General features: G+C 32.5%; 23 protein-coding genes. 4 read left to right on the plus strand and 19 right to left on the minus strand.

The window, feature by feature from the left end:
- Positions 1–40: 40 nt before the first annotated feature.
- The 5 genes from K337_RS0116250 to K337_RS18870 form a co-directional block, all read right to left on the minus strand.
- Positions 41–352 carry a hypothetical protein gene (locus tag K337_RS0116250; protein ID WP_028857521.1) on the minus strand — a complete coding sequence of 104 codons (312 nt, stop codon included), beginning with the start codon at positions 350–352 and terminating at the stop codon, positions 41–43.
- 11 nt (positions 353–363) lie between these two features.
- The gene (locus K337_RS0116255) at positions 364–1,824 is read right to left on the minus strand and encodes a nucleoside kinase (RefSeq protein ID WP_037030041.1); all 1,461 of its coding nucleotides are present in this window, start codon (positions 1,822–1,824) and stop codon (positions 364–366) included.
- Positions 1,825–1,848: 24 nt separating this feature from the next.
- The gene (locus K337_RS0116260; protein ID WP_028857523.1) at positions 1,849–2,802 is read right to left on the minus strand and encodes a YegS/Rv2252/BmrU family lipid kinase; all 954 of its coding nucleotides are present in this window, start codon (positions 2,800–2,802) and stop codon (positions 1,849–1,851) included.
- 189 nt (positions 2,803–2,991) lie between these two features.
- On the minus strand, positions 2,992–3,519 hold the full coding sequence (locus K337_RS0116265) for a cob(I)yrinic acid a,c-diamide adenosyltransferase (RefSeq protein ID WP_028857524.1): 528 nt from the start codon (positions 3,517–3,519) through the stop codon (positions 2,992–2,994).
- Between the two features lie 155 nt (positions 3,520–3,674).
- Positions 3,675–4,841, minus strand: coding sequence for an NAD(P)/FAD-dependent oxidoreductase (locus K337_RS18870; protein ID WP_051251864.1), 1,167 nt, complete (start codon positions 4,839–4,841; stop codon positions 3,675–3,677).
- A 334-nt stretch (positions 4,842–5,175) separates the two neighbouring features.
- On the opposite strand from K337_RS18870, the gene K337_RS0116275 reads away from it, so the two are divergent.
- A complete protein-coding gene (locus K337_RS0116275) occupies positions 5,176–6,342 on the plus strand; it encodes a M20 metallopeptidase family protein (protein WP_028857525.1) in 1,167 nt (388 codons plus the stop codon).
- Between the two features lie 81 nt (positions 6,343–6,423).
- On the opposite strand, the gene K337_RS19445 is transcribed toward K337_RS0116275, so the two are convergent.
- The 9 genes from K337_RS19445 to K337_RS0116320 all read right to left on the minus strand — a co-directional run bounded on the left by K337_RS19445 (position 6,424) and on the right by K337_RS0116320 (position 14,331).
- Entirely contained in the window at positions 6,424–6,999 is a 576-nt protein-coding gene (locus K337_RS19445) for a dihydrofolate reductase (protein WP_051251866.1), read from the minus strand.
- Between the two features lie 11 nt (positions 7,000–7,010).
- A complete protein-coding gene (gene thyA, locus K337_RS0116285; RefSeq protein WP_028857526.1) occupies positions 7,011–7,865 on the minus strand; it encodes a thymidylate synthase in 855 nt (284 codons plus the stop codon).
- A gap of 100 nt (positions 7,866–7,965) precedes the next feature.
- Positions 7,966–8,604, minus strand: coding sequence for a chloramphenicol acetyltransferase (locus K337_RS0116290; RefSeq protein WP_037030042.1), 639 nt, complete (start codon positions 8,602–8,604; stop codon positions 7,966–7,968).
- A 36-nt stretch (positions 8,605–8,640) separates the two neighbouring features.
- Positions 8,641–9,297, minus strand: a complete 657-nt coding sequence (locus tag K337_RS0116295) for a methyltransferase domain-containing protein (RefSeq protein ID WP_028857528.1) — start codon at positions 9,295–9,297, stop codon at positions 8,641–8,643.
- Complete coding sequence (locus tag K337_RS0116300) at positions 9,287–9,880, minus strand: pimeloyl-ACP methyl esterase BioG family protein (protein ID WP_028857529.1); 594 nt, start codon at positions 9,878–9,880, stop codon at positions 9,287–9,289. The genes K337_RS0116295 and K337_RS0116300 overlap by 11 nt, the downstream gene beginning before the upstream one ends.
- A 43-nt stretch (positions 9,881–9,923) precedes the next feature.
- Entirely contained in the window at positions 9,924–11,045 is a 1,122-nt protein-coding gene (locus tag K337_RS0116305; protein WP_028857530.1) for an aminotransferase class I/II-fold pyridoxal phosphate-dependent enzyme, read from the minus strand.
- Complete coding sequence (bioA, locus tag K337_RS0116310; protein WP_245584904.1) at positions 11,035–12,258, minus strand: adenosylmethionine--8-amino-7-oxononanoate transaminase; 1,224 nt, start codon at positions 12,256–12,258, stop codon at positions 11,035–11,037. Before bioA ends, K337_RS0116305 begins: the two co-directional genes overlap by 11 nt.
- 141 nt (positions 12,259–12,399) lie before the next feature.
- Complete coding sequence (locus K337_RS0116315) at positions 12,400–13,293, minus strand: DMT family transporter (protein ID WP_028857532.1); 894 nt, start codon at positions 13,291–13,293, stop codon at positions 12,400–12,402.
- Between the two features lie 231 nt (positions 13,294–13,524).
- A complete protein-coding gene (locus tag K337_RS0116320) occupies positions 13,525–14,331 on the minus strand; it encodes an MBL fold metallo-hydrolase (protein WP_028857533.1) in 807 nt (268 codons plus the stop codon).
- 249 nt (positions 14,332–14,580) lie between these two features.
- On the opposite strand from K337_RS0116320, the gene K337_RS18880 reads away from it, so the two are divergent.
- On the plus strand, positions 14,581–15,471 hold the full coding sequence (locus K337_RS18880) for an SPFH domain-containing protein (RefSeq protein ID WP_051251868.1): 891 nt from the start codon (positions 14,581–14,583) through the stop codon (positions 15,469–15,471).
- A 73-nt stretch (positions 15,472–15,544) separates the two neighbouring features.
- On the opposite strand, the gene K337_RS0116330 is transcribed toward K337_RS18880, so the two are convergent.
- From K337_RS0116330 to K337_RS20050, 5 genes are all read right to left on the minus strand, one after another.
- On the minus strand, positions 15,545–16,483 hold the full coding sequence (locus tag K337_RS0116330; RefSeq protein ID WP_028857534.1) for a polyprenyl synthetase family protein: 939 nt from the start codon (positions 16,481–16,483) through the stop codon (positions 15,545–15,547).
- Position 16,484: 1 nt separating this feature from the next.
- A complete protein-coding gene (locus tag K337_RS0116335) occupies positions 16,485–16,811 on the minus strand; it encodes a hypothetical protein (protein ID WP_028857535.1) in 327 nt (108 codons plus the stop codon).
- On the minus strand, positions 16,801–17,520 hold the full coding sequence (locus tag K337_RS0116340) for a demethylmenaquinone methyltransferase (RefSeq protein ID WP_051251869.1): 720 nt from the start codon (positions 17,518–17,520) through the stop codon (positions 16,801–16,803). Before K337_RS0116340 ends, K337_RS0116335 begins: the two co-directional genes overlap by 11 nt.
- Positions 17,520–18,428, minus strand: a complete 909-nt coding sequence (locus tag K337_RS0116345; RefSeq protein WP_028857537.1) for a prenyltransferase — start codon at positions 18,426–18,428, stop codon at positions 17,520–17,522. The genes K337_RS0116340 and K337_RS0116345 overlap by 1 nt, the downstream gene beginning before the upstream one ends.
- A 202-nt stretch (positions 18,429–18,630) precedes the next feature.
- Positions 18,631–18,792, minus strand: a complete 162-nt coding sequence (locus tag K337_RS20050; protein WP_156877414.1) for a hypothetical protein — start codon at positions 18,790–18,792, stop codon at positions 18,631–18,633.
- 144 nt (positions 18,793–18,936) lie between these two features.
- On the opposite strand from K337_RS20050, the gene K337_RS0116355 reads away from it, so the two are divergent.
- Both K337_RS0116355 and K337_RS19450 read left to right on the plus strand, forming a co-directional pair.
- The gene (locus K337_RS0116355; RefSeq protein ID WP_028857538.1) at positions 18,937–19,698 is read left to right on the plus strand and encodes a DeoR/GlpR family DNA-binding transcription regulator; all 762 of its coding nucleotides are present in this window, start codon (positions 18,937–18,939) and stop codon (positions 19,696–19,698) included.
- A gap of 92 nt (positions 19,699–19,790) precedes the next feature.
- Positions 19,791–20,714, plus strand: coding sequence for a sensor domain-containing diguanylate cyclase (locus tag K337_RS19450; RefSeq protein ID WP_028857539.1), 924 nt, complete (start codon positions 19,791–19,793; stop codon positions 20,712–20,714).
- Positions 20,715–20,755: the final 41 nt, after the last annotated feature.

Genomic DNA, 20,755 nt, shown 5'->3' on the forward strand with positions numbered 1-20,755 from the left:
ATAGAGGGTAGTGATCTGTTGATCATTACCCTCTTATAAATTATTCTTTTATTACTTCAATAGACTGAACTTCTAAATATTCAGGCCCTGAATCTACAGGATATCCATCCTTTAAAGTTCCTCTTACCTCTACTTTTTTTCCCTCATACTTATCTAAATTAACCTTTTCACCACTTAAAGCAGTCAATGGTTTACCTGTATCATCTGATAAAACATGGGTACCATACATCCAGGTAGACATCTGTATAGTAGTTAGAATTCCCTCTCTCTTTATACCTTCATCTTTAACTCTATTTGAAGTACAGCCTCCTAAGACCATCAAACATACTCCTATTAAAATTAGCTTTTTCATAAAACCTCCATCTAATACTTATAAAAATAACTTCCACCTATAAATTCCTTTAATATGGAATTATCTGGTACCAGTTCTTTATCTATTTCTCTGAAGTAACTCAAGAATTTTATGAGTCTTATAGCTTCCTCATAGTGTTGGCTAGATGAGTCTATCTTCTCCAACTCCTTTGTTGCATATCTTTTTAATACTCCTAATTCATATATTAAATTAGAGTTAAATATTGCATCAGCTTCTTCCTGGTACGGGAAAATATTTTTTCCCTCTCCTTTTCGTATAGAGTCCCACATATCCAAAGTTCCATTAGCAGAAGTTCCACGGGACAATGAATCCCTCACAATTCTTCTTAATTTCCTAACTTCACTTGTTGGTATCCTATTATGATCATCAATATTTAATGCAGTCAAACAACTAATGTAGATCTTAAATTTATGTTTTTTCTCAATATGACTGGTTAATTTTTCATTTAGACCATGAATTCCTTCTATCAATAATAGTCCATTTTCAGAAAGCTGAGTCTTGACTCCCTTGGTTTCCCTCTGTCCAGTATGAAAATTATATATAGGAACTTCTACTTCCTCCCCTGCTGTTAACTTGACCAGATGGTCATTCAATAAATTTAAATCCAATCCATCTATAGATTCAAAATCTTTTTCCCCATTTTCATCTAAAGGGATATATTTTCTTCCTCTATAATAATTGTCCAAAGATACCACTACCGGTTTTACTCCATTTGCCCTTAACTGAATAGCTAGCCTTTTGGTAAATGTAGTTTTTCCTGATGAAGAAGGCCCCGCTACCGTAACCAGTTTAATATCTCTACAGTTAGTTATCTCATCTGCTATATAAGCTAATTTTTTTTCATGTAATGCCTCATTGACTCTTATTAATTCTCCGATATCATCCTCTTGGCTTATTTTATTCAGTGCTCCTACATCTGGAATATCCAATATTTCACCCCACCTTTCACTCTCACAAAATATCTTTGCTAATTTAGGGTGATCTACAGTTTTAGGAAGCGTATATACCCCTTCTTTCACAGGGGCTTTTAAAATTATTCCATTGTCATCTTCATATTTTAGGATATCAAATAAGTTAATATAACCAGTGCTGGGGAACAACCCATTGTGGAAAAAGTCATAAAATCCATCCATCTCATATAAACTTATATCATGATCAGGTGAATATTCAACCAATCTGGCTATATCTTCCCTACGATCAAAACATGAATTTTTAACAAATTTACAACTTTTCATATCTTGTCTCTTTACAAGGATATCCGAATGTATTATCTCACTCATCCTTTCTTTGATCAATTGAACTTCCTCTTCTGTGATACTATTTTCCCTTATGATTTCTCCTAAAACTCCATTATTTAGTGAGTGAAGAATCTTTACTTTTGAATTTGGAAACAGATCATTTGTAGCTTTAATAAATATAAATTTTAATGTTGAAAAGTATTTTAGGTTCATAGTTACCCCCTCCTCTAGTATAAATTACTTTGTTTTTTTAGGTAAGCTCGATCTCAGATTTTCTAAAAATTTGTCTATATGTTTGGGTTCGACCTTCCTATATCCTAGGATATTTAAACTATGTTCTTTACAGCTTATATGTAGTGGAAACTCTGGTCCTTTTTCTCCATCTATATCGGTACGGATCTCTTCAGCACAATCTATCCTGATATTATTGGTTCTGAAATAAGTTATCCCATCATCACTGTCTTCTAAATGATTTCTAATTAAAAAGTTTAAAAATGATTTAGCTGTATGTACTAGATCTGCTTTTACTATTATTACATCTAACATTCCATCATCTAACTCTGCTTTATATGCAATATTAATGTTCCCAGCTGTTTTCCCGTTAAAAATAAATACTAAAAAAGCATCTCCTACATAAAAATATTCTTCTCCCTCTACAAAGACCTTTAATTTCTTAAATTTTGGAAGTTCCTTGATCCCATTGATATAATAAGCCAATTTTCCCATGGTATTTTTAAGATTTGTAGGAGTGTTTTGCGATACTTCTGTAAACAATCCAAAACTCAGTACATTTATAAAAAATTTTCCATTGACGTATCCTAGATCTATTTTTTTTGATTTAGAATTTATTATCTGTTCACAGGCTTCTCCCATAGTACCAGGTATTCCTATACATTTAGCAAAATCATTGGCTGTTCCCGTGGGTAAGATACCAACAGGTAGATCTATTTTCTTTTTTTTCATCATATTGATACTGTCACTAACTGATCCATCTCCACCAGCTAGGAGTAGATGATCCCAACCCCCATCATTCAAATCTGTAAAAGCATCTTCTAAAGAAGCTTCATAGGAGATTCTAAACGGTATTAATTGATATCCGTGTTTTTGATATACTCCTATTATCGTATCTATCTCATTTATTATTTTATTATTCCCTGAAAATGGATTATATATTAACTTTACTTTTTTCACCTTATCACCTCTATCCTTATGTTTACAAGCTTTCTCTTCTATAATTCTATTATACTACAAAAGATGAAAAAAAAAAATAATAAGAATAGCTCAATTCTCACTCTAAAAACTCCTATAAAAGGATAGATGATGGTATAAGTCTTTAAAATAATTATTTATTCTATGGTAACTTTAATTTTATGAAAGTGATTATTTCCATTCCTCTAACTTTAACTTCCCCTCAGCTTTTTCTTCTAGCCTTGCTAAAAGATATATAAGATCAGAAAGTCTGTTTATATATTTTTTCACTTCTTCACTTATTTCTGTCTCATCTGCCAAGGATAGTATCCTTCTTTCAGCTCTCCTGGCTATAGTTCTGGCTATATCTAGTTTAGCAGACTGCAGCGTCATTCCCGGCACTATAAAACCTTTGAATTCAAACTCTTTTTCCAGCTCATGCACCATATTCGTGATGTGGTCGACATGATACTTTTCAACTGGTTTACTAAATCCCCCTACAGTAGCCAAACTTCCTCCAACCCTGAATAGATCATGCTGTATCCCTTCTATTATCTCTTTTACCTTTTCTAGTTTCACATAATGTTTTGCTTCTCCAAGGTGTGAATTCAACTCATCTATTGTTCCATAGGCTTCTACCCTGACATTATTCTTTGCTATTCTTTCGCCGCTCCAAAGAGATGTTTTTCCTCTATCTCCACCCTTAGTACTTATAGACATAATGCACATTCCTCCTTTACTATGTTTTTTACCTCAATAACTTTATACCCCACTTAGATGAAAATCCTGTTATGGAGAAATACCTCATCTCTAAAAAATAAAATTAAATATCAAAAAAGCTGCTATATAAGCAGCTTTTTTGATATTTAATTTGTTTATTCGTACAATCCATCCAAAGCTTCAGGTCCCTCTTTTGACCTTATAAAATGCCCAGCTCTCATGGATGTTTTCATATCACCTATAAGAATAGCTCCAACTATCCTATTATCCCTTACAAAAAATTTTCTATATATACCGTTTTTATTATATCTATAGACAACTGCCCCATTTTCATCTATATTCCCACCCGAAAATAGAGATATCCCTGTAACTTTAAGACGTACCTCAGGCATAGTAGGGTTATAGTTACGAATCTTGATCCCTGTCATATTCCCACCAGCTACTTCTCCTTGTTCTTTAGAAGGTGCCCATAGTCCATAAAGGGTTCCCTTATATTCAGCAGCATCTCCAGCAGCAAAAATTCCCTTCACATTAGTCTCCATATGTTCGTCCACAATAATTCCTTTATTAAACTCAATCCCTCCACTTTCACATAACTCCAGTCTTGGAATAATCCCTGCTGAAAGAACTACGCATCCTGTATCGAAAATCGTCCCATCTTCAAACTCTATTCCCTTTACACTTTTATCACCTAAAACCTTTTTAATAGTTTTTCCCAATATAAATTTTATATTCTTTTCCTCTAATGTCTTTTGTAATATATCAGACCCTTCCCTGTCTAATTGCCTGTGGAGCAACCTATCAGCCGATTCTATCACAGTAACATCTTTGCCTGAGTTTACCAATGAATTAGCAGCTTCTATCCCTAAAATTCCTCCCCCTAATACCACAACACGATCACATATCTCTATATGCCTTATTATCTCATCTGAATCACTGGCTCCACGAAATTTAAGGATGCCTTTCTTATCCATCCCTTCTATATTTGGGTAACGAGGTCTAGCTCCTGTAGCCAAAAGTAGCCTGTCATAAGTCATTACACTTCCATCTTCAAATTCTACTTTTTTATTTTCACTATCTATCCTAACAGCCTCCTTATTTAAAGTTACTTTTATCTCCTTATCATCATAATAAGCATCTCCATAAGCTATCAATTTTTCTATAGGTGTTTTTTTTGCAAGATATTCAATAAGTCTTATCCTGTAATAAAATGGCATAGGTGACTTGGTTACAACAGATATTTCCCCTGTTACATCGTGTTCTCTCACAGAAATCGCAGCAGATATTCCTGCAATTCCATTTCCTAATATAAGATATTTCATAAGTTCCCCCTTTTTTTATTTTCATTTGATTATAGAATACAAGTTTTATCAATATTTTCCTTCTAGCTACCCTTTAATTAGCTGTTTTCTCCATAGGCAAAGCTTCATAAGCTCTCAACTTATAGCCTTCTAAAACTTGACTTTTTAGGTATTGTGACGTATATACATTATGGCGAACACTCTAAGCTTAAGTTTTTTTAGAGAAACTTTTTTTGAAAATTTATTTTGCTAGGAAAGATGGAATAGAAAAAAGGTCAGAAAGGATAGATCTTAACTATTTAATATCCTAGATATTTAGCTTCTAGAAAAAATATTGTAAGAGGAGGAATAGAAATTGAGTAGATTGTGCGAGATAGATAAGGTATTACACTCTATGCCTGAAATAGCCTTAAAGGAATATAAAACTGCAGAATTTATAAGAAACAGCTTGAACAAAAGGGGGATTCCCTATGATATTTCAGCAGAAACAGGGACTTTAGTTTATTTTCAAGGAGAGGATCTTGAGGTCACGGCTTTTAGAGCAGATATAGATGCACTTCCACTAGCAGATGATTCAAATCATATCTCACCATCTTTAAATTCTGGTTTTTCTCATGCTTGCGGTCATTCGGGACACGCATCAGCTTTACTTGAAACAATCTTACGGGTAGATGAAAATATAAAAAAAGGAATAAAACTAAAAAAATCTCTTTTATTTATCTTCCAACCTGGAGAGGAGGGAGTAGGAGGAGCTAAATATATAATAAAAAGTGAGTCTTTTGAAAAATATAAGGATAGAATAAAATGCTTTTTTGCAACCCATGTGAAACCAGATATATCTCAGGGGATCGTATCTATCAGAGAAGGCTATTTATCTGCTCAAAATATAAACCTTAACTGGGATATAGAAGGCCAGGGGTGTCATGGTGCCTACCCTCATATGGGAATAGATATTGTAGTGGTGATATCTGATCTCATAGGTGCATATCAAACAATAAGATCTAGAAATATTGATCCAGATGATATGTATATCTTGACTATAGGTAAATTTTTGACAGGATCTAAGATAGATGGCGAGTTTAAACCTGGAGGAGCAAGAAATATTATACCTAATAATATAGAGCTAGAGGGTACAATAAGGGTGTTTGATCCTAAATATATAGAGATATCTAAAAAAAGGATGGAATCCATAAATCGGGGATACGAAGAAGCCTATGGTATCAAGATTAATATGGATTTCCAGCCAAACTATCCTCCTATGATTAATGATTCACAACTATATAGAAAGATGACCGAGGTCTTAAAAAGTTTGGATGTTAAGTATGAGGACTCTAAAAAAATGACAGGATCGGAAGACTTTTCCTTCTATAGGAATATAGCTCCTACTTTTATGTTTTTTACAGGAATAAGGGATGAGGAGAAGGGACATACTTCACCACTACACAGTCCTTCCTTTGGTTATGATTTTCAAGCTTTAGAGACAATAATTAAAGTGTATATGGGAATTATATATTCAGAATAGGTAGATAATAATAACTAATAAAAGCAGCCGAAATGGCTGCTTTTATTAGTGTATGTTTTAATGTAATCATCTATTTTCAAACTATCCTTTGAAATATCTAATTACTTTGTAATCTACTAAATTGTTGTTGTCCAATCGATCTTTTCCCTGACCAATTTTAACAACTTCAGAATTGCATTTTTCTTTTAGATTAACGTGCCCCATCAGTCTTACAGGGTTTTCAATCACCGGTATTCTTTCCACCTCAGTAGCATAGACATTAGAAACTAGAGCAAATAGATTTTTATCCTCTAAAAAGTGAGAATAAAGCATAGCTCCTCCAATTATCGAAATATTATTAGTCTTACTTTCTTCCTTGATATACTCCTCTAACCCATCTAAATTTATAAATGTTAAATTTTCAATATATTTTTCACCTAAAATTTCTTTGGCATCTTCTGTTGTTTTTATTTTATTTGAAACTATCACATGTTTCCTTTTAGGTAATCCCCCAGTAGGCAAAGATTCAAAGGTTTTTCTTCCCATTATCATAGTAGTTCCAATGGTCATCTCTTTAAAAAATTGAAGATCTTCCCTGATATTAAATACCAAGTCATTTGTATCACTGTTTCCAACTATGTTCTCCTTGTAGGAGATAGAATAGATCATATTAATCATAAATTTTCCTCCTATATAGCTATCTCAATCTTATTTGACTTAGATTTGGGTTCATATCCTACTAGGTCAAAATCATCGATGGTAAAATCAAAGAAGTTCTCTACCTCGTTTTTAATGATTAATTTTGGTAGCTCTGATTCTGTATCAAATTCTTCTCCAATGGTAATCATTTCTTTTACATAATCTATATGTCTGTCATAGATATGGTGATTTACAGTTAGATGAACAAACTCCCCTACTTCTAATCCTGCTATATGAGCCATCATATACACTAGAGTAGCATATTGTATCTCATTGTATCCTCCAGGTCCTGAAGCCGCTAAGAAATCTCCTGAACGTTGATCTAAGACTGCATTAAGTTTCCCACCTATCACAGAAAAAGTAATAGTATGAGCACAAGGAACCAGACCCATATCTTTCATATCTTCATTGTTCCAGATAGTTACTACCATCCTTCTGTCACCAGGTTTATTCTTCAACAGATATATTACTCTCTCTACCTGAGTCATATTTCCTTCAGGAAAATCTATCTTTTTTCCTAACTGATATCCATAGGCTTTACCGATACTTCCATTTTCATCAGCCCAAGAATCCCATATTTTTAATGGAAGATCTTTGATATTATTAGAATTTTTTACCCATATCCATATCAATTCCTGTATAGCACCCTTCCAATATTGACGTCTTAAAGTAGTTATCGGTAACCCTTTAGACAAGTCATATCTTGTAATTGATGCAAATTTTGCTACTGTATTTGCAGTAGTTCCGTCTGACCACACAGGTCTTACTCCGTCTAATCCGTCATTTGTAGCTCCAGCTAATATATCCTTAGCTTCCTGTATAAATAATTTATCTGAATAATTCATCCTAACCTCCTAAAATTTCAACATATATTCTATCATATTTCTCAAAAACTTTCTTTGAAATAATCTATAGAATAATTCCGTATCCCCTGTAATAAACAATCTATAGGTTTTTACTTGGGTTATCTAAACTATCCTGTAATAAAGAAAAGTATTTTCCTACATGAAGACCATCCATCAATGCATGGTTTACCTGAACTGAAACCGGTAATTTTAATTTCCCATTTTCTTCAAAATATTTTCCCCATGCTATCCTTGGTATGGAATCACTAGGTGATAAATTTATTGGGTGAGTTACACTTGTAAATGAAACCCATGGAATACTGGTAATAAATACACGATCATCCCTATTAGGTTCATCTTCTACATCAACCTTTCCATTTAATAGTTCTAGTTTTTCTTCAACTCTCTCCATAAAACAGTGAAAATCATCTGTATAATCAACATTACAAAAGCTGAAGACTTCTGACTGGGTCAGAAATGTAAAAGCCGGGTGGACAAAATCATATTGTACTATCTTCTCATCCTCCATCCTATACTTAAACTCTGTTATATTATTTGCAATTTTAGAAGTAAAAAATATCATTGCTCTGAAAAAAGATATCTCATTTTTCTTTACATAGGAATACATCTCAGTTATATCTACATTGGCACAGATATTAAAATGAGGATAATCCATCTGTTTAAAAAGTTTATACTGTGCTTTCCTAGGCCAGGATTCAATGTCTATATATTTTTTCATTATATTCCCCCTTGGGATTCCAAATATCTCTTAACATTATTTTTCGCAGACAAAATATCCAACTCTATAAGTCAATTGTTTTGATAAATAACTCCTAATCATCTGTGTATTTGTATACCCTATACCTGTTACTCCAGTATTTTTAAGGTGTTTTAATCCCTCCATGGGAGTATCAAAAGCTAATTTAAACTCCTTCTCATATTCCATAATATTTTTAAAATAAGGAGTTAGAAGTGTTTTTAATTCTTTCATATCCAAATATTTTAATGATATCCCAAAATGATCTGAAATTTCCCCTAAATTTCCCTTTATATAGATGGAAAATACCAAAGTATCTGTAGCACTAGATATTTTTTCAAATAATTTATCTTTATCTTCTATCCATTGAAATACTGAGCTAGATATAATTAAATCCATTTCCTTTATCTCTATTTTTTCAATATTTCCTCCTATAAATTCTACAGAAGGCAGGTCTTTTATATATTCTTCACTCTCAAAGTATTTATCGTTGACTATTAAATTTTTATACTCTATATTTTTTACTATATTCTTGGTCAAAACTCCTGTTCCGGCACCAATTTCAAAAATAGTATTATATTTTTTTTTAGGAACTAAATTTATTAGTTCTTTTGCTACAACTTTTTGAATATGAGCATTTTCCTCATATCTGTCAAACTTTTTATCAAAATTCATCCAATATCTCTCCCCAGCTATTCCACCTATCAAAGGGGTAATGCTCTTCCTCGATAAGTTTGTATTTCATTCCTTTATAGTAATTCATCAAGCTTCTAGAGGAAAAAATTCTGTCCTTGGTAGAGATCAATGAATATTTGAATATCGATGGAATCTCCCGGTAATTTTCACCAAATTCAGCTAATATATCCTTGTATTTTGTTATAACTTCTTCATCTTCAACCTCTAAGATATCCAAACCAGTATTTTTCATAAATTCTAAATATGTATTCATATCTAAATTTTTTAGAGTTCGATCAAATATTATAGGAGAAATTCCATACCTTCTATGGATTGCATTTGTACTCCCATTTATTGCGACTACTTTATTTAAAGTTATATCTTTTAGATCTCCCAATTGTTTTGAAGCATTATATACCCCAAATGACCAGGCAATAACATCTATCTCCTCATATTTTTTTAGATCCTCTAAATCTACTTTTTCTTCCAAATCTATAATCCTGACTTCAAAATCATCTCGTGCTAAAAATTTAAAGATCTCTTTCGGAACTCCCCATCCATTAAAAAATAATATTAACTTCATCTGACACCTCCTAACGACCCTTTATAAAATTTAATTATATTCATTAGTATAATTCATGGCTGAGTTTATCTACAAACTTTTCTAGTTTATCTACTTCCATATCTGCTGTTAGTGTAAGTCTTATCCTGGCTGTTCCCTTTGGAACTGTAGGTTCCTTAATCGGGTAGACAAGATACCCCTCTTTTCTCAAAGTTTGAGATATATCTATACACCTTTTATTATCTCCAATAACTATACTTATGATCTGCTCTGTACTTATAGTTTCTATATTTTTTTCCTTTAATTTTTTATAAAATGATTCTTTCAATAAATTTAATTTTTTCCTTTTATCCTCTAAAGATGGCATATTTTTAAATACATACCTGTTCCAGTTGGTCTGAATAGGAGATGGAGCTGTTGTATAGATAAATTTTCTTCCCTTGTTTATTATATATGATCTTGCAATATCATCTAATATCAGTATCCCACCGTTACTAGAACCACCCTTTCCCAAGCCCAACATGATAAAATCTACATCTTTCACCAAAGATTTGGTATAAGCTAATCCATAACTTAAAACACCATACGAATGTGCTTCATCCAGATAAAGCTGTGAATCATACCTTTTTTTTAATGAAACTACCCTATCTAAATCGACTATATCTCCATCCATACTGTAGATACTCTCTGTTATAATTAGAGATTTTTTACAGGTGTCCCTATATTTTTCTAATTTTTTCTCTAGGTCTATATAGTCTAAATGTTTATATCTCACTATCTTAACTCCGGAATTTATAAGGCCATCATAGATGCTGGCATGATTATACCTATCGGTAAAAATTATATCTCCTTTAGAATAAAAGGTCTCTATAACTGTAGTGTTGGCGTCATATCCACTTCCAAAAACTAAAGATTTTTTCTGAAAGACTTCATCTATCTCATCTTCAAAATCCCTAATTTCCCTATAGTTTCCCCCTAAAAGTCTAGAACCACAACTTCCAAATGAAATATCATTGTGAACTAGATTATCTGTAAAATTTTTCTTGAAACTTTTATCCAAATTTAAATTCAGGTAATCATTGGAGGAAAAATCTAAAATATAACTGTCCTCAATAACCTTTAATTCCCTATAATTAGATTGTTTTTTTAGTTCCTCTAGTTCTTTCTCAAGCTCCTTATAAAACATCTTTCTGTTCCTGCTCAAACCAAGTTTTAAAGGTTTCAACTACATAATTTAGTTCATCTGTAGATATTATATAAGGTGGCATGATATATGCAAAGTCCAAAAATGTTCTATTCCATATCCCTTTTGAAAAACAATAATCCTTAAATCCCTTTAGAATTTTGTTATCTGTTACCTCTACACATCCACACCCACCGATTACTCTGACTTCCTTTATAAGAGGATGATCTATTTCGTTTAACTTCATAAGAATCGATTCTATCTTTTTTATCTTAGACAGATAGTCTTCCCTCTCAAATATTTCAATTGATTTTAATCCTGCTGCACAGGCAAGAGGATTCCCCATAAATGTAGGCCCATGCATAAAGGCATCTTCTGGAGAATCAGAATAAAATCTATTATAGATCTCATCTGTAGCCACTGTCACAGAATGACCTAAGTATCCACCAGTTAGAGCTTTTCCTAAGACTATAATATCTGGAACCAAATCTTCAGAAGCAACAAACAGATCTCCTGTCCGGCCAAATCCTGTGGCTACCTCATCAAATATAAATAGTACATCATATTTATCACAGAGTTTACGGGCATTTTTCAGGTACTCCCTCGAATGGATCTTAAATCCTCCTGCTCCCTGTAAAATTGGTTCCACTATAAATCCTGCTATCTGTTCAGAATGTTTTTTCAATATTTCTTCTAATTGCTTTATATTCCCTGGCTCCACATAAAAGTTTTGTGGGATACTTTCTCCCTTAAAGGCCTTATGATAATCCGGATCATCTCCTACTTCCATAGCTTTCCATGTATCTCCATGATATGAATCTGTAAAAGATATAAATTTTGCCTTTCTTTTACCCACATTACTAAAATATTGAACTGCCATCTTTAAAGCTACTTCAACCCCTACAGATCCACTGTCGGAAAAAAAACAATGATTTAAGTCTCCTGGAAGGATACTCGCTACTTTCTTACTAAAATCCATAACAGGCTCATGTACCAGCCCTCCCAACATGATATGGGACATCTTGTCCACTTGATCTTTTATAGCATTATTTATCTCTATATTATTATATCCATGAATTGCACACCACCAAGAAGAAACGGTATCTATTAATTTATCTCCCTCTTTAGTATATAAATATACCCCTTCCCCCTTTTCTATTTGGATAGGTGTACTCATAGTCTTCATCTGTGTATATGGGAACCAAATATTTTCCAATTTGCTTACCTCCATTTAATTTTATTTTATTTTATTCCACTAATTATATCATGTATAACTAAATAAAAAAAGCAACGTGATACCCTGAAAAATGAACTTCTCTAGACTAAAAAAAGGAACCTCCGGTTCCTTTTAAGCAAACTAAATAAAGAAAAGTGACGCTCCTCCTACAGATATAACAGCTCCTAAAATTTCTACAGGTTTCACCCTTTCCTTGAATATCAATATACAAAATGGTATTACCAGTATTGGACTTGTAGACGAAAGTGTAGAAACTATTCCTGCACTTGCATTTTTTAACGCTATAAGCATCGCTGTAACTCCTATAAATGGGCCAAAAAACGATCCTACAACTAACCATTTAAGAGCTTTTTTATCTTTCATTCCTTCTTTTACTTCTCCCCATTTTCCTCTCATGGATATAAGGATTATAAAGGCTATTGTCGCTACAATTATTCTGATCTGGGTAGCAGCGATAGGATCATAGGATTCAAGACCTATTTTACTGAAGACCATTCCCAAAGACTGCCCTAAAACTCCACCTATGGCACAGAGAATACCCTTTATTGGGAATTTTTCTTTTTTCTCTCCCTTTCCATTCCCATAAAACATCACCAAAAATATCCCGCCTATGGTAAGTAGCACAGCTATTCCCTCTTGAAAACTCAATGTTTCCCCAAGTAAAATCCATGCTGTAAGTGCAGTTACTACAGGAACCGTAGTCATTATCAAGGTAGTTATACGTGCTCCTAACAGAACAAAGGATTCAAACATAAATAGATCACCTAAAAACATCCCTATGAAACCAGATATCCCTAAAAATGTATATTCTTTTAAACTGGCATCTGTTGGTAAGGGCAAGCCCCTCATGTATAGAGAAGTAATACTTAAAAAAATCATCCCCTGTATAAGTCTCACAATATTTACCGTAAGGGAACCTACTTTTTTCCCTGCTACTTCAAAGGAAATCGATCCTCCTGCCATTCCAAGTGCTGCTACTAACGCCATTATTTCCCCTAAATACCTAATTTCCATCGCCTCCTATAACATATTATTCATCAAATTATATTATTTGTATGAGTTTAAAGTCAATACAAAATAATGCAATATCAAGTATATTGTTTTTAATGAACAATATATATAACACATTTTGAATAAAGAAAAACAAAAATAAAAGAAATAACTTTAATTTAAGGTTATCTCTTTTTTATCGGACTGAGTGTATCTAAGATGAAAAAACGAAGACAGGACTATCAATTCTGTACCTTACCAAGTTATTTCTAAACCTACTCCAACTTCTTTTACAGGCAAAGTTTTATTTATTTCTGCTCTAACAGAAAATGAAGTACAATGTGAAGGATATAATTCTTTCAAATCATTTTCTACTAGATAATCTATAGTTTTATTGATCTGTTCGTTTACTTCAAATAAATGAAATCCTCCTATAACTCCCAATACTCTATCATCTTTACATACTTTTTTTGCATATTCTATTATATTGCATATCCCACTATGTGAACATCCTGTAATAATATAAATACCGTTTTCATTTTTATATGCAAGGGCTGAATCATCCATTACATAATCGTCGACTGAATCCCCATCAATAGTTTGTGTGCCAATAGCTTTTCGATTTTCAAAATTATTCATTTGAGGTATTTCTCCTAGAAATATTATATTTTTACTAACTTTAATAGGTTGTTTTGAAAGAATCAAATTACATTTTTCTTTCAACTCCTCTACTAAAATAGGAGAACAAATTTTTAAACCATTAATTTCTTTTTCATTAAATGCATCTGGATGAGCAATAACAGAAATATTTTTTTTATGATTTTCTCCAAAATAGTATTTTAACCCTCTTGTATGGTCATCGTGACCATGTGAAATAACAATAGTGCTTATATTTTCTAAATTTATACCTAGTGCAGTTGCATTTTTTAAAAATAAATCAGAATATCCTACATCTAACAGTAAACTAGTATCCTCATCTTCAATATAATACGAAACAGCAGGTTCACCACAATAATATTGGTCAATATAAGTGTTATTATCGACTAAAACTTTTAATTTCACTTTACTACCCCCTTATTCATTTTCATCTAACTTATAATAACACTATATTTTTTTTAATTCAAAAGATTAAAAATCAAAGAGGATATCAAAATAAATCTAAACCCTTTGTCATTGTTAAACCATTTAACCGTTTCTTTTAATACGTGTGTCCTATAAAATATACTTCAGGAGAAAAAAGGAAATCCCTAAAAAAACATAACATATATATTATAGAAAAAATTACTGTATTTATGTATAAAGGAGGCGGTTATGAAGATAAAATATTTCCCAATATACTGGGTCAGACAATATCAGAGAGGAATAGTGGAACTTTTTGGAAAATATCGGAGGTTTGCAGAGCCAGGATTTCACGTTCAACTTCCTATTTTTGAGATAACCAGGATCAGGGATGTGAGAGAACACACTATGGATATCGCTCCTCAAAATGTCATAACTAAGGATAATGTCGAGATAAATGTAGATGGAATAGTCTGGGCAAGACCTCTCTACCCTGAAAAAGAGATAAAGAAAACTTTTTATAATATCGACAATTGGAGAAACGCTGTGATGAAATTAGCCCAGACAAATCTCAGACAGGAATTTGGTAAATTGACTTTAGATGAAAGTTTGACAGCCAGAGGAAAGATAGCTATGGATATGCAGGTATCATTGGATAAATTAGCAGAAGAATGGGGAATAACTGTAACTAAGGTAGAAATAAAGGTCATCGATCCTCCAGCAGATATAAAGGCAGCCATGCACAAGCAAAAAACCGCTGAACAAGAGAGGCGAGCTATGCGTCTTTTGGCTACAGGTAGATTTGAAGCTGCGGAACAAGATAAATTGGCACTTATACAAATTGCTGAGGGTAGAAGGGAAGCTAAAATAAAAGTAGCTGAAGGTCAGGCTCAGGCTATAAAACTTGTCAATGAAGCAGCTAGGCAGTATTTTGTAGGAAATGCCAAAGATCTTAAGAGATTAGAAGTAGTAGAAGAATCTTTGAAAGATAACTCTAAAATCATCCTTACTAAGGAGGGAATAAATCCAAATATCATATTAGGAGATATCCCCCTCCATGAAAGAAAAAAAGAGGAAGGAGTCCCATCTAAAGGTGACACCAAAAATCTTTCAGAGGAAATACTAAAAAGATATGATGTATAAAAAGATCAAAATAAAAGGGAAAGCCTAGCTTTCCCTTTTATTTTGATCTTTTTATAATTAATAAGTTGTAAACTTACATCCTATATAGCTTTTTTATGATATATGTAAATTTTTCTTCCACTTCAGGAGAGTCCAAGCTAGAAAGAACCTCTAAAGCCTTATCTAAAAATAAGTTACTCACACCATAGGTTTCCTCTAAAGCAGAACTTTTTCTAACTTCACTTGTCAGTTCATCAAACTCAGGTTTTTGGGATTTGTAGGTCACTGAAAGGATTTTCTTCTTAAAAGCAGAATCTTTTCCCATTAAGAGCAGATAAGGAAGAGTAATTATTCCTCCCTGTATATCTTGACCACATACCTTCCCGGTTTCTTTTTCTAAACCAGTTATATCCAAGATGTCATCTAAAATTTGAAAACTACATCCTATATTAAAACCAATATTGTAGAGTTTCTTTATCATGTCCTCGGTTACTCCAGATAGAATACCTCCCATGATACATGAGAGAGCAAAAAGAGAAGCTGTTTTTCCAGAGATTCTGGTTATATAATCACAATAATCTATTTCAAAATTATATCTTTCATCCAATTGTTTTAGTTCTCCTAAACAAAGAGTTTCTAAGGTATCTATCATAGCAGCTGAAGCTTTTTCACTGCCTAAAGAGATAATTTTATCCATGGCAAAAAAAGAAAGGATACCCCCTACAGAAACAGCCTTTTCTCTTCCATAAATATTCACCGTAGTTTCTCGGCTCCTCCTCATTTCTCCATGATCAATTATATCATCGTGAATTAGAGACGAAGTATGAAGGAGTTCCAAAGAAGCCGCTGCTTCATAGCACTTTTTATTGATTGTTCCAGCCTTAGCAGCTAAGATCAGAAAAAGAGGTCTCAATCGTTTACCACCTGAGCTTATAAGCCTCTTAGTCTCTTTTTTGGTGAATTCATCCTCTATGGATTCCATTAGAATCTCAATATTTTCCTCTATCCCTGCCAATTCTTTTGTATATATCAACTCAACTCACCTCCCTTAGGAGTTCTAAGAGCTCTTCTTTGTAATCACATTTTCCATAGGTAACTTTTTCAGAATAGCAAAGAGTAACCCTATCTGTGATTTTTTTTAAAAGTTCCCTGTCTAAGATTAGGAGGTGTCTGTTTAAAAGAGATATGAAGAGATCTCCTAGAAGTAGTTTCTTTCCATCCGTATCACTTTTAGAGTTATGGAAAAAAAGGATGAGATAAGCCATTTTAAAAGCTTCCTCTATATAATCTTTTTTCGATATATGAGAAATATCCATCAAATATTCTTTCTCTATGAGATCAAAATATTTTTTAGTGATCATCTTTTCCTCCTTTAATTCCAAAATGCAGAGTACAGCTCCCAAAAAGGTAGGTTTTAAGATTTATATCGGTAAATCCTGCTTCCTCTATAAGTCCTGTGAGTTCTTCTTTGGGTATAAAAGCCTCCACAGATTCATCTAACCAACGATATTCTCCATAGGACCTTGCTAAAAACTTCCCCATAATGGGAACTAAAAACTTACAGTAAGCTTTCAGAATTTTCCTGAGTAGAAATGGCTCTGGATAGGAAGCCTCCATACAAAAAAATATCCCTCCAGGGGTCAAAACACGATTTATCTCCCTGAGAACCTTTCCATAATCAGATGTATTTCTAATTCCAAATGAAATAGTAACAGTATCAAAGCTGCTGTCTTTAAAAGGGAGAGAAAGTGCACTCCCCTGAATAAACTCTATATTTTTTAGTTGTTCTGCCATCATTCTTTTTCTGGCAACTTGAAGCATTTTATCACTAAAATCAAGGGCTTTTATCTGGGAAGTCTTTAATTTATTCCCCATTCCAATAGCTATATCTCCCGTACCACAGCATACATCCAATACCCTTTCACTTTTCATCGGGATATTTTTAATAAGATCTTTTTTCCATAGTCTATGTATTCCAAGGGTAATAATATCATTCATAAAATCATAGCAAGATGAAATATTTTGAAATACATTATGAGCTCTCCTCTCCTTATCCCTTTCAATCGCCATTATAAAAACTCACTCCTTAAAATTTCTCCTAAAATAATTATTATATAGAAGAGGTAAAAAATAATCCCTGATAAAACTGAATTCCCCATAATATTAGATCTACTTTTTAAAGATATATTTTCGACTGTGATAAACTTAAGTTTTTTCCTAATTAATGGAACCGATAAAAAAATTAAAAACATTGAGATAGGTAAAATTTTAAGAATAACACTTAAAAACACAAAAATATACATCATTATATAGGAGAACTTTAAGATGTCTATAGATCTCTCTCTTCCCATAATAATTGGAATTGTAACCCTAGTCGCTCGATCTTTTTCTATATCACAAAGACCATTTGTAAGGAGGATAGAACCTATGTAGATTATCAGTGGTATTGAAATTAATATAATATTTTTATCTATATAACCACTCTGAACATAGTACGCTAACCAGGTTATAAGTCCACCCATGGTAATTCCCGAGAATAACTCCCCTAAAAATGTTTTAGATATAGGTAGCGGCCCTGCAGAGTAAAAATATGCTACTAAAAACCCTATTCCCCCAATAATAGCAACCACAATTCCTCCATGAAGTAGAAGATAGAATGCTGGAATTAATGTACATAGTACCAGATAGACCATCAATTTTTTTACTTGAATAAGGGGAATGCCATCAAAAACCAAAATGCTTCCCTCTCTGTCATGTACTGTATCTATAGTATCTAAACCACTCACATAATCGGAATAATCATTGATTACATTTGCAAAACATTGTGCTCCTACTGCTGAAAGTAACATGGCTATAAATAGATCGAATCTAAAGTTTTCAAATCGATATGTTGAATAAAGGGTTCCCACAAGTACCGGAATAACAGATGCCGACCAAGTTTTTGGATCGAGGATGGCAAATAGTTGTTTTTTAGTCATAATTCCTCCTGAAAGCTAAAATTTAATGTAAAAATTTGTCTCTTTATCCTAGCATTTATAAGGATCTTTTACTAGATATATTCCTTATTTCCTATATATTAATATTTTAATTATAATATTAATATATAAATAACCTGCAGAATAGAAACTAAAGTTCAGCTCTATCCTACAGGTTATTATTTTGGCTTTCAGATTAAATTTTTTAATATAGCTTTAGTTTTAGTGCAATAGTTACATCCTCTTCTCCCACAAGGCTGTATCCTTCTTTTAAAAGTTTTTTCACCTTGTATCTATTATAGATATACGGGAACGACAAATTAAGGGTTATTACCTCACCATTACTAGACATTAATTTAATTTTCATTAGATCCTCCTTTTCAAAACGTTTCACTTAGTTATTTTTGCTTTCTTTTGATTTTATTTTATTTCATTTAGTTTCAAAAGTCAAGGAAAATTATTTTTTATAGAATTTATGATATAATTAAATTAAAAAATAGGAGGGGTTTAAATGTTTGCCCAAGAGAGAAGACTAGAAATATTAAAGATTCTTATGGATAAAACTAAGGTAAGGGTAAAAGAATTAAGTCTTACCTTCGATGTAAGCGAAGTAATCATACGAAAGGATTTGAAACTTTTAGAGGAAGAGGGAAAATTAGAAAGAACCCATGGAGGAGCTATATTAAAAAAAGAGATCCCTACAGACATCTCCCTTAACCATAGAAAAGTCACTAATTTAGGAGGAAAAAAAAAGATAACCAATAAACTCTATAAAATTATAGAGGAAGGTGAGATAATATTTTTAGATTCTTCCAGTACAAATCTTATGCTCGCTGAAAAATTAGCTGAATCACCTAAAAAAATAACTGTAGTAACTAACATGTTAGGCATCATGAAATGTTTGGATGGGATAGATAAGATTGAGCTTATCGGCATTGGTGGCACTTATCATAGTATTCTAGGAACATTTCTGGGAGGACTGGCTTTAGACTCTGTCCGTAAAATAAATACACAAAAACTTTTTTTAGGAGGAGCAGGAATAGATGTTCAAAAGGGAAATATTAGTATCTTTGATTCCAATGAAGTAACTTTAAAAAAAGCCATGATTCAAATGGCATCAAAGGTCTATTTTGTATGTGAAAAAGATAAATTATATTCCTATGGAATATATAACTTTGGGACCATAGATGATCTGGACGTTATAGTTGTAGATGAAAAACCTGAAAAACAATTCGAGGAGAAATTAAGGGAAAATGGTGTGGAAATTATTTAACTATTCTAATTTGAATTATATAGTAAAATATAATACACTATTATAATATATAAGTCATTGGCATTTTAATACTTACCTAGGGAGGAAATAACTTGAATATCGAAGAATTAAAAAAATCTGAAAATTTTCTTGAAGTTCTCATGGATAATCTAGAGAGCAATGTAATGGTAGTAAATCAGGATATAAAGGTAGAATCCGTAAATCCTTTTCTTAAAAATATGCTCCATAAAGATCTAAATCAGATAGAGGGAAAAAAATGTGGAAATGCCCTTGGGTGCCGTCATGCCGTCGAAGAAGGGAAGAATTGCGGTGAAACTACTTTCTGTAATACCTGTAATCTCAGAAAAACCATCATCTCAACCCTTGCTGACAGATCCAACCACTCGGGAAATGTTCTTTCCAGAGAATTTTATATGAATGGCGAAAAGGTAAAAAAATATTTTCTCTATTCCTGTAAACACGTTAAATTTAATAGTGACGATATGGCTCTTCTCATCATGAATGATGTAACTGAATTAGAAGAAAATAGAAGAAAGATGGAAAAAATGGCCTTGACCGATGATCTCACAGGACTTTTCAACAGAAGATATATCTTTGATTTTCTAGCAGACAAAGATACCCAGGATAAAGGATTTTCCATCATCATGGGAGATGTCGATCACTTTAAAAAAATAAATGATAGTTATGGCCATCCTTTTGGGGATGTTGTATTAAAAAAAGTTGCTGATATAATAAAAGATGTTATTGGGAAAAAAGGGGTAGCCGCTCGATTTGGAGGAGAAGAATTCCTTATAGTTCTGCCTAATATTATATCCAAAGATGCTTATTTTTATGCTGAAGAATTAAGAAAAAAAATAGAAACTCTCAAAATAAATGATTTTTCATCAGGAACTACCATTAGTTTAGGAGTCGCAGAATATCTCAAGGGTCAGGATATAAGTGAAGTTATCAAAGCTGCCGATAAACTCCTCTATCTCGCTAAAGAATCCGGGAGAAATATAACTAAAGTTAAATAAAAGAATAAGATCACATCTAACTAGCTATAATAATAAAATTC

Origin of the sequence: Psychrilyobacter atlanticus DSM 19335, from assembly GCF_000426625.1 — a bacterium.
Taxonomy (GTDB): domain Bacteria; phylum Fusobacteriota; class Fusobacteriia; order Fusobacteriales; family Fusobacteriaceae; genus Psychrilyobacter; species Psychrilyobacter atlanticus.

Coding starts and splice junctions, on each gene's coding strand:
- K337_RS0116250 (WP_028857521.1), bottom strand. CDS start 352: ATGAAAAAGCTAATTTTAATAGGAGTATGTTTGATGGTCTTAGGAGGC.
- K337_RS0116255 (WP_037030041.1), bottom strand. CDS start 1,824: ATGAACCTAAAATACTTTTCAACATTAAAATTTATATTTATTAAAGCT.
- K337_RS0116265 (WP_028857524.1), bottom strand. CDS start 3,519: ATGTCTATAAGTACTAAGGGTGGAGATAGAGGAAAAACATCTCTTTGG.
- K337_RS18870 (WP_051251864.1), bottom strand. CDS start 4,841: ATGAAATATCTTATATTAGGAAATGGAATTGCAGGAATATCTGCTGCG.
- K337_RS19445 (WP_051251866.1), bottom strand. CDS start 6,999: ATGATTAATATGATCTATTCTATCTCCTACAAGGAGAACATAGTTGGA.
- thyA (WP_028857526.1), bottom strand. CDS start 7,865: ATGAATTATTCAGATAAATTATTTATACAGGAAGCTAAGGATATATTA.
- K337_RS0116290 (WP_037030042.1), bottom strand. CDS start 8,604: ATGAAAAAATATATAGACATTGAATCCTGGCCTAGGAAAGCACAGTAT.
- K337_RS0116295 (WP_028857528.1), bottom strand. CDS start 9,297: ATGAATTTTGATAAAAAGTTTGACAGATATGAGGAAAATGCTCATATT.
- K337_RS0116300 (WP_028857529.1), bottom strand. CDS start 9,880: ATGAAGTTAATATTATTTTTTAATGGATGGGGAGTTCCGAAAGAGATC.
- K337_RS0116305 (WP_028857530.1), bottom strand. CDS start 11,045: ATGTTTTATAAGGAGCTTGAGAAAGAACTAGAGGAACTAAAAAAACAA.
- K337_RS0116315 (WP_028857532.1), bottom strand. CDS start 13,293: ATGGAAATTAGGTATTTAGGGGAAATAATGGCGTTAGTAGCAGCACTT.
- K337_RS18880 (WP_051251868.1), top strand. CDS start 14,581: ATGAAGATAAAATATTTCCCAATATACTGGGTCAGACAATATCAGAGA.
- K337_RS0116335 (WP_028857535.1), bottom strand. CDS start 16,811: ATGATCACTAAAAAATATTTTGATCTCATAGAGAAAGAATATTTGATG.
- K337_RS0116340 (WP_051251869.1), bottom strand. CDS start 17,520: ATGGCGATTGAAAGGGATAAGGAGAGGAGAGCTCATAATGTATTTCAA.
- K337_RS0116345 (WP_028857537.1), bottom strand. CDS start 18,428: ATGACTAAAAAACAACTATTTGCCATCCTCGATCCAAAAACTTGGTCG.
- K337_RS20050 (WP_156877414.1), bottom strand. CDS start 18,792: ATGAAAATTAAATTAATGTCTAGTAATGGTGAGGTAATAACCCTTAAT.
- K337_RS0116355 (WP_028857538.1), top strand. CDS start 18,937: ATGTTTGCCCAAGAGAGAAGACTAGAAATATTAAAGATTCTTATGGAT.